This window comes from Streptomyces chrestomyceticus JCM 4735, from assembly GCF_003865135.1.
Classification (GTDB): domain Bacteria; phylum Actinomycetota; class Actinomycetes; order Streptomycetales; family Streptomycetaceae; genus Streptomyces; species Streptomyces chrestomyceticus.
In genome coordinates, this window is the sequence record NZ_BHZC01000001.1 from 5,031,177 (window position 1) to 5,048,601 (window position 17,425).

Annotated in this window: 11 protein-coding genes and 2 pseudogenes; 6 read left to right on the plus strand and 7 right to left on the minus strand. The window is 66.9% G+C overall.

What is annotated here, in order from left to right; translation table 11 throughout:
* Window positions 1-142: 142 nt before the first annotated feature.
* Window positions 143-1,531 (minus strand): amidohydrolase family protein, encoded by a 1,389-nt coding sequence (locus EJG53_RS21695; RefSeq protein WP_125046192.1) that lies wholly within the window; start codon window positions 1,529-1,531, stop codon window positions 143-145.
* 300 nt (window positions 1,532-1,831) lie between these two features.
* On the opposite strand from EJG53_RS21695, the gene EJG53_RS21700 reads away from it, so the two are divergent.
* On the plus strand, window positions 1,832-2,917 hold the full coding sequence (locus EJG53_RS21700) for a PP2C family protein-serine/threonine phosphatase (RefSeq protein ID WP_125049509.1): 1,086 nt from the start codon (window positions 1,832-1,834) through the stop codon (window positions 2,915-2,917).
* 108 nt (window positions 2,918-3,025) lie between these two features.
* Here EJG53_RS21700 and EJG53_RS21705 read toward each other — a convergent pair whose 3' ends face one another.
* Window positions 3,026-4,054, minus strand: a complete 1,029-nt coding sequence (locus EJG53_RS21705; protein WP_125046193.1) for a DUF2332 domain-containing protein — start codon at window positions 4,052-4,054, stop codon at window positions 3,026-3,028.
* Window positions 4,055-4,663: 609 nt separating this feature from the next.
* Between EJG53_RS21705 and EJG53_RS21710 the strand changes: the two genes are divergently transcribed.
* From EJG53_RS21710 to EJG53_RS21720, 3 genes are all read left to right on the plus strand, one after another.
* The gene (locus EJG53_RS21710; RefSeq protein ID WP_125046194.1) at window positions 4,664-5,890 is read left to right on the plus strand and encodes a M23 family metallopeptidase; all 1,227 of its coding nucleotides are present in this window, start codon (window positions 4,664-4,666) and stop codon (window positions 5,888-5,890) included.
* A gap of 245 nt (window positions 5,891-6,135) precedes the next feature.
* Window positions 6,136-7,770 carry an MFS transporter gene (locus tag EJG53_RS21715; protein WP_125046195.1) on the plus strand — a complete coding sequence of 545 codons (1,635 nt, stop codon included), beginning with the start codon at window positions 6,136-6,138 and terminating at the stop codon, window positions 7,768-7,770.
* A gap of 88 nt (window positions 7,771-7,858) precedes the next feature.
* A complete protein-coding gene (locus EJG53_RS21720; RefSeq protein WP_125046196.1) occupies window positions 7,859-8,800 on the plus strand; it encodes an aldo/keto reductase in 942 nt (313 codons plus the stop codon).
* A gap of 75 nt (window positions 8,801-8,875) precedes the next feature.
* Here the strand turns inward: EJG53_RS21720 and EJG53_RS42655 are convergent.
* From EJG53_RS42655 to EJG53_RS21735, 3 genes and pseudogenes are all read right to left on the minus strand, one after another.
* Window positions 8,876-9,180: pseudogene (locus tag EJG53_RS42655) on the minus strand (hypothetical protein).
* 61 nt (window positions 9,181-9,241) lie between these two features.
* Window positions 9,242-9,484, minus strand: coding sequence for a DUF397 domain-containing protein (locus EJG53_RS21730; RefSeq protein ID WP_125046197.1), 243 nt, complete (start codon window positions 9,482-9,484; stop codon window positions 9,242-9,244).
* Window positions 9,481-10,329 (minus strand): helix-turn-helix domain-containing protein, encoded by an 849-nt coding sequence (locus EJG53_RS21735; protein ID WP_174856440.1) that lies wholly within the window; start codon window positions 10,327-10,329, stop codon window positions 9,481-9,483. Before EJG53_RS21735 ends, EJG53_RS21730 begins: the two co-directional genes overlap by 4 nt.
* 157 nt (window positions 10,330-10,486) lie before the next feature.
* Here EJG53_RS21735 and EJG53_RS21740 point away from each other — a divergent pair, with 157 nt between their 5' ends.
* Entirely contained in the window at window positions 10,487-11,194 is a 708-nt protein-coding gene (locus EJG53_RS21740) for an ATP-binding protein (protein WP_167515150.1), read from the plus strand.
* Window positions 11,195-11,674: 480 nt separating this feature from the next.
* On the opposite strand, the pseudogene EJG53_RS21745 reads toward EJG53_RS21740, so the two are convergent.
* A pseudogene (locus tag EJG53_RS21745) lies at window positions 11,675-14,814 on the minus strand (DEAD/DEAH box helicase).
* Window positions 14,815-14,972: 158 nt separating this feature from the next.
* Here EJG53_RS21745 and EJG53_RS21750 point away from each other — a divergent pair.
* The gene (locus EJG53_RS21750) at window positions 14,973-16,070 is read left to right on the plus strand and encodes an MrcB family domain-containing protein (protein ID WP_125046200.1); all 1,098 of its coding nucleotides are present in this window, start codon (window positions 14,973-14,975) and stop codon (window positions 16,068-16,070) included.
* A gap of 19 nt (window positions 16,071-16,089) precedes the next feature.
* On the opposite strand, the gene EJG53_RS21755 is transcribed toward EJG53_RS21750, so the two are convergent.
* Complete coding sequence (locus EJG53_RS21755) at window positions 16,090-17,400, minus strand: PrsW family intramembrane metalloprotease (protein ID WP_125046201.1); 1,311 nt, start codon at window positions 17,398-17,400, stop codon at window positions 16,090-16,092.
* Window positions 17,401-17,425 lie beyond the last annotated feature (25 nt).

Consider the following 17,425-nt stretch of genomic DNA (forward strand, 5'->3'; position numbering starts at 1 on the left):
TCAACGCGTTCGCAGGGCTTCCGGGAGCATCAGCCGGCCCCCTGCTGGCCCCTTGCTGGCCCGACCGGACAGGGGTGCGACGAACGAAGCTGTCGAGCGCGATCGTCCGCCGGTCCGTGTGCGGCAGGTGCGAGCGGTACGGTCATCCGTGCAGCGCCCGGGAAGCCCGCTCGGCCCGTGCGACGGTCTCCGCGGCGTCCACACTCATGACCTGGCCGTCCTTCTTGACCTCGACACCGTCGACGAAGACGTGGGAAACGTTGTGCGGCTGCCCGTTGAGCACGAGCTGACTGGTCCAGTCGCGCCGCGGAGCGAAGTTCGCCGTGTGCGGATCGACAATGATCAGATCAGCCGCCTTGCCCGGTGTCAGGCTTCCGACCCGGTCGTCCATGCCGATGGCTTCGGCGCCTCCCAGAGTCGCCATGTAGAGCACCTCAGGGATCCGCGGATGGACGTCGGCCCGCTGGTGCACCGCGCGTTGAAGCCCCACCGCGGTCTTCATCAGCGCGAAGTAGTCGGAGGAGTCGTTGGCGGCGCCGTCCTGTCCCAGGCCGATCTTCACACCGTGACGGTGCAGCTCGGGAAGGCGCATGATGCCCGAGCCCAGACGCATGTTGCTGAGCGGGCAGTGCGCCACGCGCACATCGTGTCCGGCCAGGAGGGCCATCTCCTCGACGGTCAGGTGGACGGCGTGGGCGGCCAGGGTCCCGGGCCCCAGGGCACCTGCCTCCCGCAAGGCGCGGACCGGATCGCCCCGACGCTGGTCCCCCGTTTCCAGGAGGTGGCAGTGGTACATCACCCCCAGGTCACGGGCCGCCCCGTAGTCGGCCCGCAACTGGCCCAGCGCGGCCATGAAGGCGCTTCCGGCCACCTGAAGCGACGCCCTCGGGCACGAGGACACAAGCTCCCGGTTCAGCCGCGGGACCAGTCGGGTGTCACGGGCGTCGTTCGACGCCGCGACGACGAACCGGAGTCCCGAGCGGTCCAGGGCGGCAAAGTACTTCACGTACATCGGGTACGGCATGGGGGCCAGCCAGTCCACCACCGTGGTGACTCCTGACCCCAGGACATCCACGCACGACAGCAGCACGAACCAGAAGATCTGTTCGGGTGTCAGAGCGTCGAGGACAGGAACATGGCAATCGTCGAGCCAGCCGTCGAGCTCCTGGCCCGAACAGCCACCGCGGAAGCTCGACTGCCACAGATGGTTGTGCACATCGATGAAGCCGGGCATGACCAGCTTCCCTGACGCGTCGACGAGCCGGGCACCAGCGGGCGCGTCCAGGCCCTGCCCGACGGCATGCACGCGGCGGTCCCGCACCAGCACATCGGCGCCGTGCACCTCGCCGAGCAGCCCATACCCGATCTTCGGGTCCATTGTCAGTACTGTCGCCGCACCGCGGATCAGCACGTCCCGCACGTCCCGCACGTCCCGTTCGGACGGCCGGAAGGAGGGGCCACCGGACGCCTTGGACGCACCACCCGCCAAGGGTGCCGTCATCAGCCCGGTCAGCGCCGTGCGTCGGTTCATCGAGGTCATTACCGCGTCGTACCACGGCAACGGCCGGCTGGAGGGGCGCCACCGTTCCGTCGCCCGGCGCCGGCCCGCGTATTCCACCGGACACACCAATGCCCCCGTATGACCCGTACGGCCCCATCTGATTCGCCCCCCGGCCCGGCAGCGGAAAACCTTGGGACGGCGGCGGTGGTCGTACGGACGGGCGCGGGTCGCGGCCCGGCTGCGACGGGAGTGGGAGGCAGGCCGGTGCGGGTGCGTCGAGGCGGCAGGGGCCGTACGGGCGAGCGGGAGCGGCGGCGCCGCCGCTCCGGCATGTCGCCGTTCGGCCGGCGGCTGGTCTGCTGGCTGCCGCTGATCCTGCTGGTGGCGGGGCTGATCTTCGACAGCGGCACCCCCGACCGGTACACGGCCGCGCCCTTCTTCTCCGCCGCCCCGCTGGTGGCGGCGCCGCTGTACTCGCTGAGCAGTACGGCCGTCGTCGCGGCGGCCGCCGTCATCGCCGAGACCTGGGTCGTGACGTACCACGGGGGCCGCGACGCCAACCAGTCCTTCACCGAGGGCCTGACCGTCCTGGTCGTCGCCGTCCTGGCGCTGGGCATCAACCGGGTCGTACGGATGAGCGACGCCCGGCTCGCCTCCGTACGGGACGTCGCGGAGGCCGCCCAGCGGGCCGTGCTGCCGACGCCCGCCGAACGCATCGGCGGGCTGGCGGTCGCGGCGCGCTACGTGGCGGCGCAGGCGGACGCCCGGATCGGCGGCGACCTGTACGCCGTCCAGGACACTCCGTACGGCGTACGGCTGATCGTCGGCGACGTACGGGGCAAGGGCCTGGAGGCGGTGGAGGCCGCGGTGATCGTCATCGGGGCCTTCCGGGAGGCGGCCGAGCAGGAGGCCAGCCTGGAGGCGGTGGCGGGGCGGCTGGAGCGCGCGCTGCAGCGCGAGGGCAGCCGGCGGGAGGGCCTCGACCAGTTCGAAGGGTTCACGACGGCCGTACTGGCGGAGCTGCCCCCGGACGAACACGCGGCGATCCGCGTCCTCAACCGCGGCCATCCGGCACCGCTGCTCCTCACCCCCGACGGCGAACTGCGCGAGCTGACACCCAGGACGCCCGCGCTGCCGCTCGGCATGAGCGAGGTGGCCGGCTGGCCGGACCGGGCGGACGAGACGGTCTGCCCCGCGGGCTCGATCCTGCTGCTCTTCACCGACGGCGTGACCGAGGCCCGGGACGCCGACAACGTCTTCTACGAGCCGGCGCGGCGGCTGCGCGGTCGGGTCTGGGCCTGCGAGGGGCCGGAGGCGCTGCTGGACGCGCTGGTGGCGGACGTGGCGGCGCACACGGGTGGGGAGACGGCGGACGACATGGCGTTGTTGGCGGTGCAGCGGCTGCTGAAGGGGTGAGGGGCTGTGGGGGAGTGGGCGCCGGCCCGCAGGCGTCAAACAGTGGTGGGTCCCAGAGCGCTCACAGCGCTCACAGCGCGCACGGGGCGCACAGCGCGCACGGGGGGCTCACAGCCACTGCACGCTCTGCCCGTGCTGGCCGGTCAGGGCGACCGCCCGCTCGTCCAGGGCCAGGGTCAGCAGCAGCTCCGTCACCTTCAGGGGCTGCGCCGGGCGGGGCGTGGTGATCCACGGGAGTACGGAGCGGTGCTCGTTGGAGACCCAGTGCCCGGGGCGGTCGCGCTCCCGGAGGACGGTTCGTGCGAGCCGGGCGAACTCCTCCCGGCGTGCCGGGGGAAGGTACGTCAGTACGGAGGTGTGGAAGACGACGAGCGTCGCCCCGGGAGGCGCCTCGGCGGCCAGCGCGGGCAGTGCGTCGATCAGGTCGCCGCGGACGATCCGGGGGCGCGGCGCGGACCGTACGGCCTCAATGGCGGCCCGCTGCCGCCGTACGCGCTCGTCGGTGGCGCCCGGCCAGACGAGGGCCTCCAGCCAGCGCATGTCGTCGGGGTCGGCCGGGTCGAGGGGGTTGAGGTCGATGCCCGCCCGCCAGGCGATGTCGGGGACGCGATCGGGTACGGGGGTGCCCAGTCCCGTACGGCAGGGGAAGACGGCCGCGCTGTCCGGGGCCCCGAACTCCGGCCGGTCGTCGTAGCGGTAGCGGTAGCGGTCCGGGTACAGGCACAGCCCCGCCGACGCGCCGACCTCCAGGAGGGCCAGCGGCTGCGGGAGCCGGGCGAGCAGGGGGAGCAGGGTCGCGCAGCGGGCCGGCTCGTTGGTCTGCGTCAGGCGCCGCATGACGACGGCCCTGACCTGCTCCCAGTGGCGCAGGGTCCATTCCCGCCAGCCGCGGTACGCCGCGTCGCCGCGCGGTCCGTGCTCGGCGTACGGGCCGTCGAGGTAGCGGACCGCGGCGAACAGGAGCTTGGGCTGCTGCTTGTTGCCGGCGGGCAGGGAGCGCGCGAGATGGTCGCAGAACTCGGGGTCGTGGCCGATCCGCGCGGCCAGCTCCTCATGGGCGTCGGACTGCCCCCGTGCCTGGTACCAGGCGAAGTCCACGTACCGATCCGCCAGTGCCTGCGCGCTGTTGACGACCATGATCAGACGTTACTGCGCTCACCGGGGGTGAGCGCCGGGCACCCCTGCGCATAACGACTCCCGCACGATCGCGCATCACAGGTTTGAAGCGCTGTCGGCAACTCGCCCTGTTTTGCCACTCGATGGGCGTTTAAGCTAAGGCCAAAGCTATCCCAAAGCGCCCATGGATTCGGCGGAACGCTTGGTATCGGCCCATGCTTTCTATTACAGTCCGATAACGCAGCGCGGTCGTCCCAGCCGTCGCAAGAGGCGGCACCGTGCGCCGACGCCTAATCCCGTCAGCAGGTTCACAACTGAATCACCGTTGGGGCACCACTGGCCGGACCGGCCTTCGGGCCGGTGCCGTACCGGCGCGTGTCCTGGGAACCGGGGAACCACCACGCTGGGGTGCGCCGGGCCGGGCGGCCGCCGACACGTCGGAAGCCGCCCGCCGTACACCGTCCGTGGCAGACCTTCCTGCTCCGCACGTCCCAGCCCCGCACGTCCTAGGAGCCACGTCCCAGCGCCTGCACGGCCCCGGAGGCCCGTCCCCCTCCGGCGCCGGACCGGCCTGGGAGGCGGCTCCACCGCTGACCCGGTAGGCGAGAGGAAGGAAAGGAGTACGCCCCCGTGGCGTCCAACAGCCCTGCCGGCTCCGGCTCCGAGGTTCCTTTCGGCGCCCCCTCCGGCGCCTCCGGCCCGTTCCAGGCGTTCGGCGCGGGTACGGGCGGCGCTGCCGTCGCCGCGGCTGCGGCCGATGCTGCCGTCGCGGCCGGTGATCCCACCGCTGCTTCCACTCCCGCCGCCACCGTTCCGGCCGTCGGTTCCGGGCCGTTCGCCGCCGAGCCCGCCGCGTTCGACACCGGCACCTGGGAGGAGTGGAACCCCACCGAGGACTCCGTACGGCCCGTACGCGGCAAGCACCGGGTGACCGCCAAGCAGCGCGGCGGCCTCGCCCGCGGCGGTACGGTCCTCGGCGTCGGCGTGATCGCGGCGGTCGGCGCCGGCGGCATGGCCACCGCCGAGGAGAAGCCGCAGCTCGCGATATCCCTGCCGGACGTCGGCGGGCCGGCGGACGAACTGGCGGACGACCTCGCGGCGAAGCTGCCGGCCGCCGAGCCCCTGCCGGGGACCGGTGACCTCGTACCCGGATCGGAGGCTTCCGCTTCCCACGCGGCTTCAGCAGGAGCCGGACAGGGCATGGGCGGCGGCGCGGGCGCGGGCCAGTCGCTGAGCGACCGCGTCCGCCTGCAAGCCGACCGGCAGCAGAGCGCCGCCGAGGAAGAGGAACGTCTCGCCGCGGAGCGCACCGCCGCCCAGCACGCCGCACGACACGCGACCGCGCAACAGCAGCAGGCGGCGAAGGCCGCGGACGCCCGGGAGGTGGCGGAGCGCGAGACCCGTCGAGCGGCGGCGGAGGCAGCGCGCCAGAAGGCGGAGGCCGAGCGCCGCGCCGAACTCGCCCGCAGCTATGTCATCCCGCTCTCCACCTACACCCTCACCGCCGGGTTCGGCCAGGCCGGCGACCGCTGGGCGGCCAACCACACGGGCCTCGACTTCGCCGCCCCCGCCGGCACTCCGGTCAAGGCGATCCACGGCGGCACGATCACCCAGGCGGGCTGGGCCGGCGCGTACGGCTACCGGGCCGTCCTGACCCTGGACGACGGTACGGAACTGTGGTTCTGCCACCTGTCCTCCCTGGTGCGGATCTCCGGCCGGGTCGCCGCCGGGGACATCATCGGCCGGGTCGGCGCCACCGGCAACGTCGCCGGCCCCCACCTCCACCTGGAAGTACGCCCGGGCGGCACCCCGGTGGACCCGAAGCCCTGGCTGAGCGGTCACGGGATCGCCGTCTGACCCTCAGGACTTCCGCGCCGCCTCCCTGTCCTCCTGCTCCTAGCCCTTACCTCCTTGCCTGCTTACCTCCTGCCTCCTGCGCGACACGCGTGCCGCGCCGCAGGCCGGATCTCCCCCGACGCTCCCCACCTCATAGAGAATCCCTCCCAACCTGGGCATTTCCCCTGCTTCGCGCGCTGTCCGCCGGGCACTCGGATGGATGCGCCGCCGGGGTGACCGGCCCCGGCCCGGTTCAGGAGGGTGCGATGAGTCCGAACGACAAGGCAGGGGACACGTCGGGCACGGAGTACGGCGGGGGAGCCGCGACGCCCGGGGACAGCGGCCCCCGTACCCCCACCGGCACCCACCCGCCCGCACCTCATCCGCCCACGCCCCACCGCGATGCCACCGCCCCAGGCGCCCCAGACACCCCCGATGCCCCCGCCGTCACCACCGACGTCCCCGCCCGCCTCGACCGTCTCCCTTGGTCGCGCTGGCACTGGATGGTCGTCATCGGCCTCGGCACGGTGTGGATCCTCGACGGCCTGGAAGTCACCGTCGTCGGCAACATCGCCGGCCGCCTCTCCGAAGAGGGCAGCGGGCTGCCCATCTCGTCCGCCCAGGTCACCGGAGTGGCCGCGGCCCTGTATGTGGCCGGTGCCTGCCTCGGCGCGCTGTTCTTCGGGCGGCTCACCGACCTCTTCGGCCGTAAGAAGCTCTTCCTGATCACCCTGGCCGTCTACCTGGCCGCCACCGCCCTGACCGCGGTCTCCTTCTCCTCCTGGTGGTTCTTCCTCTTCCGCTTCCTGACCGGTTTCGGGATCGGCGGCGAGTACGCGGCGATCAACTCCGCCATCGACGAACTGATCCCCTCCGCCTACCGGGGCCGCGTCGACCTCGTCATCAACGGCAGCTTCTGGCTCGGCGCGATCGGCGGCTCCCTGCTGTCCATCGTGATGCTGGACACCAGCGTCTTCCCCGTCAATGTGGGCTGGCGGCTGACCTTCGCGCTCGGCGTCGTCCTCGGCCTGGTCATCCTCCTCGTACGCCGCCACGTGCCCGAGAGCCCACGCTGGCTGTTCATCCACGGACGGGGTGACGAGGCGGACCGGCTCGTCACCTCCATCGAAAAGCAGATCACCGAAGAGAAGACCAAACAGGGCGGCAAGGGCAAAAAGCACACCCCTCTCCCTGAGCCCGCCGGTGAGATCACCATCCACCCCCGCAAGAGCATCGGCTTCCTCGAAATCGGCCGCACCGTCTTCTCGCGCTACCGCCGGCGTGCCGTCCTCGGCCTCGCCCTCTTCATCGGCCAGGCGTTCCTCTACAACGCGATCACCTTCGGCTTCGGCGCCATCCTCACCTCGTTCTTCGACGTGTCGACCTCGCGCACCGGCTACTACTTCGCCGTGATGGCGGCCGGCAACTTCCTCGGCCCCCTCCTCCTCGGCAAGCTCTTCGACACCGTCGGCCGCCGCATCATGATCTCCGGCACCTATCTGCTCTCCGGCGTACTCCTCTTCGCCACCGCCTGGCTCTTCTCCGCCGGCCATCTGACGGCCACCACGCTCACCGCCTGCTGGTGCGTGGTCCTCTTCTTCGCCTCGGCCGGGGCCAGCAGCGCGTACCTGACCGTCTCGGAGATCTTCCCGATGGAGACCCGGGCCATGGCCATCGCCTTCTTCTACGCGGTCGGTACGGCCGCGGGCGGCATCAGCGGCCCCCTGGTCTTCGCCGAACTGACGGAATCCGGCGTGGCCGCCGACACCGCACTCGCCTTCTGCATCGGCGCCGCCCTCATGTGCCTGGCCGGCCTGACCGCCGCCTTCCTGGCCGTACGCGCCGAACGCCGCTCCCTGGAAAGCATCGCCGCCCCCCTCTCCACCACCCCCACCACCTGACCGCACCTCTTTCCCCCCTCCTCCCCGGGCCACAACCCGGCCGCGCTGCCCTCCCACTGGATTCCCGGATTCCCTAAATTGGAGCTCCATGACCGCGCATCAGAAACCCCTCGGCTCCCTGTCCGTCTCGCCGCTCTCCCTCGGCGGCAACGTCTTCGGCTGGACCGCGGACGAGCCCCAGTCCTTCGCCGTCCTGGACGCGTACGTCGCCGGCGGCGGCAACTTCATCGACACCGCCGACGCCTACTCGGCCTGGGTGCCGGGCAACAAGGGCGGCGAATCCGAAACCGTCCTCGGCAACTGGCTCGCCTCCCGCGGCAACCGCGACCAGGTCGTCATCGCCACCAAGGTCGGTGCCCACCCCGACCTCAAGGGTCTCGCCCCCACCACCATCAAGGCCGCCGTCGACGCGTCCCTCACCCGCCTGCGCACCGACTACATCGACCTCTACTACACCCACTACGACGACGAGTCCCTAGCCGTCTCCGACTTCCTCCCGGCCCTCGACGAACTGGTCAAGGCCGGCAAGGTCCGCGAGATCGCCGCCTCCAACATCTCGGCCCCGCGCCTCGAAGCGGCCCTGACCTTCTCCGCCGAGGAGAACCTGGCCCGCTACGTCGCCATCCAGCCCCACTACAACCTGGTCTCCCGCGACACCTACGAGGGCGACCTCGCCGACACCGCCGCCCGCCACGGCGTCGCCGCCGTCCCGTACTACGCCCTGGCCTCAGGCTTCCTCACCGGCAAGTACCGCCCGGACAGCGACGTGAACAGCGCCCGCTCCCAGAAGGCCGCCCAGTACCTGTCCACCGACCGCGGCCGCAAGGTCCTCGCCGCCCTGGACACGGTCGCCGCCACCCACCAGGCCGAACACGCGACGGTGGCCCTCGCCTGGCTCGCCGCCCAGCCCACGGTCGTGGCCCCCATCGCCAGCGCCCGCACAGTCGACCAACTCCCCGCCCTCATGGCCGCCGCCGACCTCCACCTCACCCAGGACGACCTGACCCTCCTCAACGAGGCCTCGGCCTGACCCCACCCGGCAACGCGAAGGGCGGCGGCGTAGCCCTGCACACCACCGCCCTCCGCACCGACTACCGGCACAGACCTACTTACCGCGCCGATCAGCAACCACCCAAGAAGCCGCCCCCACAACCCCCGCCACCGCAAACACCGACGGCCAGGCCCCCACCTTCTTGGCCAACGGATGCGACCCGGCAAACGCCGCCACATAAGCCCCACTCAACACCACAGCAACCTTCCCCCAGCCTTCCGCTCCCACTCCCGAGCCGCGAAAGCCCCCGCAGCCGCCAACGCCACCCCACCAAGCGGCCGCTTCTTGGTCCAACGGGCTACGCCGTAGCCGCCTACGAGCCCAGTAGCAGCAACCAACGCACTCGGCACCCGAGCCATGAGCATTACCTCCACGTCAGAGAAAACTCGATCAGCTCTTCGACCTTACGCCCAGGCTCGCTCAATCATGCGAAATGGGCTGTGGCGGCCGGTGCAGGTCACATCGCTGAACGGCTCGGACGAACTCCTGCCAGGCCGGCTGGGGGAAGCTAAGGATCGGCCCTTCGCAATTTTTTGAATCTCGTACCAGTATGGTGGCATCAGAATGCTTGGAGGCCTCCAAGCATTCCCCGCCCGTACCGTTGCTGTAACTGCTCTTGCGCCACCCGTGAGCGGTGGCTATCGGGTAAGGATCGCTGCTCATGGAGAGCACTCCTCCAGTACTTCTTTGATCACGGCGGTTGATCGAGCAGGGCTGGAAGCGATGGCTTGAAGGTTGTCGAAGGCCCTCGTGTACTGGGCTACCTCGTCCGGCGATTCCAGGTAGACGCCATCCGTCAGGCCATCTCGATACACCACATCGGGGTCTTCCTGCTCAGAGAAACCGAGCACGGTGAATGCTCCAGTCGCCGGGTACGTACCCGCGGTGAACGGCAAAACTTGCAAAGTCACGTTCTTCAGCGCCCCTACGTCGAGCATATGACCAAGCTGTTCCCGCATGAGAGCGTAGTCACCGACCACGTGCCGAAGTACGCTCTCGTGCACGATGGCCCGCAGCTCAGGGGGCTTCGCACCAGTCAGGATCTGCTGCCGTGCCATCCGTACGTTCACTGCGCGATCAAGCGCCTCGGCGGTGTACTGGCCGGATGCCCGGTGTAGCTCAGCGGCATACGCGGCGGTCTGCATCAGTCCGGGCACGAACTCATTCTGGTACTGCCGAAGACTGCAAGCATCTTGCTCAAGGCCGATATATACGGAAAACCAAGGTGGCACGGCTGAGCCGTGGGCGTGCCACCAACCGCGCACCTTCGATTCCTTGGCCAAACGCTTGAGGAATTCGCGCAGTTCGTCGGTGGTCTCGTAGAAGCGACAGAGCGCATCCACGTCCGATGGTTGAACACGGCCACTGCCAGTCTCCAGGCGGTTTACCTTTGAACCACTCCAGTCCAGTTGTTGGCCTACCTGCTGGCAGGTGAGCTGATGCGACGCGCGAAGGTTCTTCAACTCGACGGCCAGTCGGCGGCGGCGCGCTGTCGGTGATCCGGACACGGCAACTCCCCTGTAGTGACAGTGGGTTCGAGTCTTGCGGGCGGGGCCGACGGAGCCAATCACTCGTTGGAGCGAATCCCTCTGTGCACATTGCATGCCGGGATGGGCACCTGCCACTCTCACACGCAGAGCGACCAACCTCGCACGGTGGTTGCTGATGGTGATCACTGAGTTGTGCGCTAACGCGAGGGAGCTGGATCTCATGCACTCCTGTCACTGCCTGCCACAGCCTGACTGGTCGAGCGACTTCATCGCGAAGCCTGAAGTGGTCCCTCATCTGAGACGGCTCACCCGTGCTCGCCTGGCAGCATGGGGGCTCGCTGATCTCGAAGACCGAGCTGAACTCTGTGTCAGTGAGCTGATCACCAACGTGATCGATCACGTCGGTTCAGAAACCCCGATCACCCTTACCGTCTCGCTGAGTGCTGCACAACTGCGCATTGAGGTCCGAGACTCCCTGAGCGTCGAACTCCCCGCTCTCCGCCCCTTCACGGCCTTCTCTAAAACGGGGCGCGGGCTCAGCCTCGTCGATGCCATGGCTGATCGATGGGGGGTCGTACCCACGTCCACAGGCAAGAGCACGTGGTGTGAGCTGTCCGTACTCACTGCTATGCCACGGCGCTGCGCGTGCCGACCGCAGCTCCACAAGGCCGAGGCGCTACTGACTCTCTACGACTGCGTGCCGACAAGTGGTACCGAGTTGAGTGATCGTCTTCGCGTCACGACACGTGAAGAAGCAGCGACCGCACTGATTGCCGATCTCCTCTGGTGGCTCCGTGCCCAAGGCAGTGATCCAGAGAACGTCCTGGATCGGGCGCAGATGCACTTCGAAGCTCAGTTGGGAGGCGTTGCTCAGTGGAACTGACGGATGCGGTGGTCGCGAAGGTCGCCGCGGAGTACGGGTTGGACACCGAAGAGAGTTGTGACGCTCTTGACGTTGAGCTCCTCGTCATGGCGGGGCGAGCAACTGGGCTGTTGGCAGGCGTCGTGGTGCACCGGCTGGTGCCGGCCGACGCTCGGGACGACAGCTTTGTAGTCGCGGTATGCGTGAGCCCGAGTGTGGCGGCCGTGTCGTTTCCAGCGCACGTGAGAGAGGTGACCCCGCCCCACCGTATACGCGTCCCAAGCGCTATTCGGTACACCCTTGGGAGGGTCGGGCGGATCGCAGATCAGGTAGTGGTGGAACATGCTCGGTGGAGTGGTCGTACCCAAAGACGTGAGCTGCAACTTCCCTCGGGGTGAGGAGATACTCAACCCCTTTCCGCCTGATGCCGACATCGCTCGCAGATGTAAGTGCGGGCGTTTCGCCATCAGGCGTCGAAGGGTTGGTAGCTACCTAGGGCCCTTAGCCGCCCGTGATGGCCGAGTAGGTCCAAACGTCCGCGGGCAATGGATGCTGTAGCTTCCAGACGATGCCCATAGGGTTACTGCCCTCGTGTGAGACATACTCGGCGGGGCCGAGCAGCATCCAAGGCTGCGGACCGCCGATGTCGGTGGATTTATACCTGCGGACGAACAACAGGACGTGAGAGCCCAGCTTCTTGTGATTCTGATATCGCTGGCCCGTTGGGGAAGACTCTGAAGTCTGATTCTGGGACTCCCAGTGGAACTGCTCGGGACTCAACGCATAGTCCTTGTAGCGCGTCTGCGGTGAAAAGTCTCTATCATCTTTTTCTAGCGTGATCAAGAGAGCGTCAGTACTGATACCGGCACACCATTTCACGCCTTCACGGAAGTGTCCAGGTTTGAACCCGTCCACCGCTGCTTGTCCTAGCGCAGGCAAGATTTCTTCTCGACTGTAATAAGCGTGCACGGTTAGCGGAATGGTGCTGTGGGCACCGATCAGAGGGATCGGGTAGTGCTCGGTCCGCTCTAGACTGTATGCCAGTATCTGTCGGAGTTCATCCCGGAAGGCCGCCTGGCGGCGGAGCGTCTCGAATCCCTGAGCGTAGCTGGAAAAACCTCCGCCCAGCGGCCACAAGCAAAAGAACAACATGCGAGCATAGGCCTGCCCTGTAGAATCGAGCGCATCGTAATGTGGGGCGTCATCTTCCAGCATGCGCGTGTAGGCCATTACGCGCTGCGGGTCATCGACATGCAGAAATGCGGACATCCGCTTGAGGAGGTTTTCCTCACCTTCCGGCGCGTCATCGGCCAGTAGGCGAGCTCGCCGCAGGAGCCGAGTCCAAGAATTGCCGGCCTTATAGATTTCTTTGAGCTCGCGCTGACTTTCGTGCAGGTAGGCGACCAACTCTCGCTCGCTGTATGCCGCAACTTCCTTCGTCAGTTGGGACACGTTGACGCCAACCTGACTTTTTACGTTGTTGAGAATTCTTTCCTTGGACTTGCGGTCCAGAATAATCTGACAGCCGGACGGGAGTTGGGGGAAGTCGCGCTCAATGTGCTGTACCAGTCGGTTCCGAGTGAGGTTGGTGAGTGCGCGAAACTGTTCCTCGTAGCGGAACTCTTTCCGGTGTTGCCCGATGAAGTCGAGCACCGTGAGTACGGCCTTATCGGGTGCACGACGTAGTCCGCGGCCTAGCTGCTGCAAGAAAATGGTGGCGCTGGCTGTCGGTCGCAGAAGGAGGAGTGTGTCGACGTCCGGGACGTCCAATCCCTCGTTAAAAAGGTCTACAGAAAAAATTACCTGGAGGGTTCCGTTGCGTAGAGAAGTGAGTGCGTTCGCTCTCTCGGTGGGCGGAGTCTGGCCATCGAGTGCTACAGCAGCGAAACCTGCCTGGTGGAAGTAGTTGGCCATGAAGTGGGCGTGGTCCACTGATACACAGAACCCTAGCGCCTTCATGGAGCTGGGATCAGCCACTTTGTCTCGAACGGCTTTAATGATGAGGCGTGCACGCGCGTCGTTTCCCGTGAACAGTTTGTTCAATTCGGTGCTGTCGTAGGTGCCACGTTTCCACGTGATCGCTTCCAAATCGGTATTGTCTGCGACACCGAAGTAGTGGAACGGGCTGAGCAGGTCATTTTCCAGCGCCTCCCACAGTCGCATCTCGGCTGCGATGCGACCGTCGAAATACTCGTCTTGGACATTCCGGCCGTCCAGTCGTTCAGGTGTTGCGGTGAGGCCAAGAAGTTCACTGGGCTGGAAATGTTCTATGATGCGTCGATAAGTTTTGGATACCGCATGATGGAATTCATCGATCACGATGATATCAAAATGGTTCTGGCTGAGACGATCAAGTGCTGCGCCATTAAGTGACTGCACGCTAGCAAAAACGTGTGTCCATTCCTGAGGCACCGCACCGCCTACGTGTAGCTCCCCGAAGTTAGCGTCGTCGAGCGCCTCTTGGTAGGTGCGAAGCGATTGCTTCAGAATCTCCTGGCGGTGGGCAACGAAGAGGAGCTTGAGGTCGTGGTTTCCGTGTTGACGCTTGAGGTTGCGGTAGTCGATTGCCGCCATAACGGTCTTTCCGGTGCCGGTCGCTGCTACCAGCAAGTTGCGATGCCGGCCGTGAATCTCTCGCTCGATGCGGAGACGTTCGAGCATATCCTGCTGATGTGGGTAGGGGCGAAGTTCCAAACCGGAGAGGCTGATGGGTAGGTTACCCGCACGCTGCTTACCGCTAGCTAGCGCCAAAGCCTCCTGGAGGCGTTCACCGTCAGTTGTTGGGTCGTATGACTCGAATGCCGGCTCGACCCAGTATGAATCAAACGTAGCTTCGAACTTTTTCAAGACCGCAGGCGTGGCTACGGACGACAACCTGACGTTCCACTCCAGTCCATCCAGCAAGGCGGCCCGGGACAAGTTTGAGCTTCCGACGTACGCGGTGTCGTAGCTGCTATTGCGGCGAAAGAGCCATGCCTTGGCATGCAAGCGCGTTGACCGGATCTCGTAGTTGACCTTGACTTCGGCATGGAAATCGTTAACCAGTCGGTCGAGCGCTCGCCGTTCGGTGGCGCCGATATAGGTCGTGGTGATGACGCGTATGGGCACTCCGCGCCTACTCGCTGCTTTGAGTGACTCTTTCAGGACACGCAAGCCGTGCCACTTCACGAACGCACACAGAAGATCGATGCGGTCCGCTGTAGCCAGTTCAGCGCGCAGTTCGTACCCCAGGTTCGGGTCCTCTGGAGAGTTGGTGATCAACGCGCTCTCGGAAAGAGGGGTAGCGGGGCGCACCGCATAGGCTCCTGCCTCGTCCAGTTCAGCGATGGCAGTGAGCTGGCGGGGCCCCTCGGCGATGAGTTCGATCCAGTCCTTTGCGCTGTCGCGCGAGCGGAGCGACGCCAAGATGAGGTTGGCCTCCTCGACGCGCTGCTCGGGCGGTAGGGATGCCAAGACGGCCCGCACGGTTTCAGCGATATGGCGAGCGAGCACGTGGGGGAGGACTGGTCACCCACCTGCTGCTCAGCCGCGTGCCACCCGATCTCTTGCAGTTCCTGAATGCGCTGCTCAAGTCGTGTGGTGATCAGCCGCTCATACAAGCCGGGTACCGGTACTGCCTCGTGCACGGGCTGACTGCTCACAGTGACATCCCCTTCTCGCCTGCCGACACCTTGGTTGTACCAGCGCCGACTGACACGAGACGCCGGGACGATCAAGAGTGGTGCCGCCTCTGTCATGTGGGTGGCTTGAAGTAGTCGAGTTCTGGCTGTTTGTGATCGAACGTGTCTAGTGTCTGCGCATGGAGATACGAAGCTTGCTGGTTGAGGTAGCCAGCACCTACGACGCCAACCACCCGGACAAAACATCGATCGGGGTACCTGCTCAAGACCTGCTGCGTGCGGTTCGCGATCACCTAGGCCCCCTCTTGCCAGGCGAACTTGAGGCGGAGGGGTACGGCGGCAGTGGCGGGCCTAGTAGTACGCCGTGGATTGGGTTCTTCGATCCATCGATCACTCGCGATCCCAAGGTTGGCCTCTACCTTGCATACATCTTTGCGGCAGACCTGAAGACGGTGACCCTCACCCTCCAGCAGGGCGTGACAGCCTTGGCTTATCAACTGGGGCGAGGCAAGAGGCGTCGAGAGTATCTCGCTGATCGAGCGCGGAAACTCCAGAGTCTGCTCCCGCAGGAATCCATCGCGGGGTGGGATGTGCGGCCATCGTTCAAGAGCTCCGTGGACAGAGCGTTGGCATACGAGGCTGGCAGCGTCGCCGCGCGTGTCTACGACATCGAGGCCATGCCACACGAGGACGCATTGCGCGAGGACCTCTGGCATCTGGCGGACGTTCTCCAGGACGCAGCGTTGGTGGAGCGGGGGCTCAGCGAGCAGCGGAGCCCCGATGGTGGCCATGTCGAGTTCGTCCCGAAGAAGAGGACGCAGCCCCAGGGGCTGGAGCGATTTCGCCCGAGAGACGCCAGCGATTACGTAGCGCACCTCCCGGCGCGGACCCTACGGAAGACTCGGCGCCATGAGCAGCTGATTGAAGCTTTCGGAGGCGAAGTTCAGAGGCATGGGTTTGTCCCAGCCAACGAAGGTGTGCATCCCAGGGACCTGGTGCTCCGAAAGGACGGGATAGCGTGGCTGGTTGAGGCGAAGACGGTCGCGCTAGGAAACCCCACGAAAGCAGTACGTGAGGCAGTCGGGCAACTCTATGAGTACAGCTATTTCCTCCATGAACAGGTAGACGGTACGCAGCCGAGCCTGCTTGCGCTCTTTACGGAAGAGATTGGGGCGTACGTCGAATACCTGGAACAGCGTGGCATCGCTTCCGTGTGGCGGACCCCAACCGGGTGGGCCGGGTCGCCCTCTGCCCTAGCAGCTGGACTGATCGGTTAGCGGCCGGACTGCAACGGGGCTAGCGGGGGTGGGGAGGAGAGGGGGACGGCCGGTGCGTCGTATGCAACGCCTGTAGGAGCGCCGGATGGGCCACCGGCTTGTGGTGCCACAGGTGGTGGAGGAGGGCTTGTTCCTGGGTGGGGAAGTCCGGGGAGGGGCCGGTGCGGTGGGCTCGGCGGCGGAGGAAGGCGAGGGAGGTGGCTAGGGCGGCGTATTCCGTTACGGCGCGGGCGGCGGCGGGGCCGTGGGTGCGGCGGGCTATGTCGCGGGCCACCGAGCGGGTCTTGAGGGAGGAGAGGGAGATGGGCTCGGTGGGGGAGAGCCAGCCGGTGGTGACGTACGGGGGGAGGTAGGTGCGCAGGGCGAGGAGCTCGCGGTGGCGGGCCCAGACGGCGAGCCAGGTCAGGGCGGCGAAGACGGGCAGCATGAAGAGGCCGTAGACGGTGATGAAGCCGAGGTCGCCGAGGGTGGTGGCGGCGTTCCAGATGGAGTGCAGGAGGACGGCGGTGGCCAGGCCGACGAAGGGCAGGGCCAGGCGCAGTGGCCGGCGGTGGGGGTAGCTGGTCGCGGCTATGCCGAAGGCCAGGCCGGTGAGCATGGTGAAGAGGGGGTGGGCGAACGGCGAGAGGATGATCCGTACGAAGAAGGTCGCGGCGGTCAGGGAGTCGAGGCCGGTGTGGCCGAGGGACTGGTCCTGGCCGAAGGCGTTGCCCAGGTAGAGAACGTTCTCGGTGAAGGCGAAACCGGTGGCCGTGATGCCGGCCAGGACGAGGCCGTCCGTGATGCCGTCGAAGTTCTGGCGGCGGAAGAGGAAGAGGAGCACGACGGCGGCCGCCTTGACCGTCTCCTCGATGATCGGGGCGAAGACGGTCGCGCCCCAGGTCTGGGCGTCGTCGGGGGAGAGGGTGGAGAGGTTGTTCTCCAGCCAGTTCGTGGCGAAACCGTTGGCCAGGAGGGCTACGAGAGTCGCCGCGCAGGCGCCCCAGGCGAAGGCGAAGAGCAGGTTGCGGCGTGGTTCGGGGTCTATGCGGTCCAGCCAGCAGAAGCCGGCGATGAGGACGGGTACGGGGAAGACGGCCAGGCCGAGGCCGACGAGGAATCCCTGCGTACCGGTCTGCTGGCGGACCATCGCCAGGATGATCACGCCGGAGAGGGCGAGGAGCGAGAAGAGGGCGACGGCGCGGGCCGTCCTGCTGTGCCAGGGCGCCGGGCGGCGGCGCGGTGTGTAGTGCCACTGCGCCGCCGCGGGCGACGCGGCGGGGCCGGCGTGGCGCGGGTCGGGCGCGTACGCCGGTTTCGGCGGAAGCGGAGGCGGCTGCGGCGGATTCACCCATCGACCCTAACCACCGCGGGAC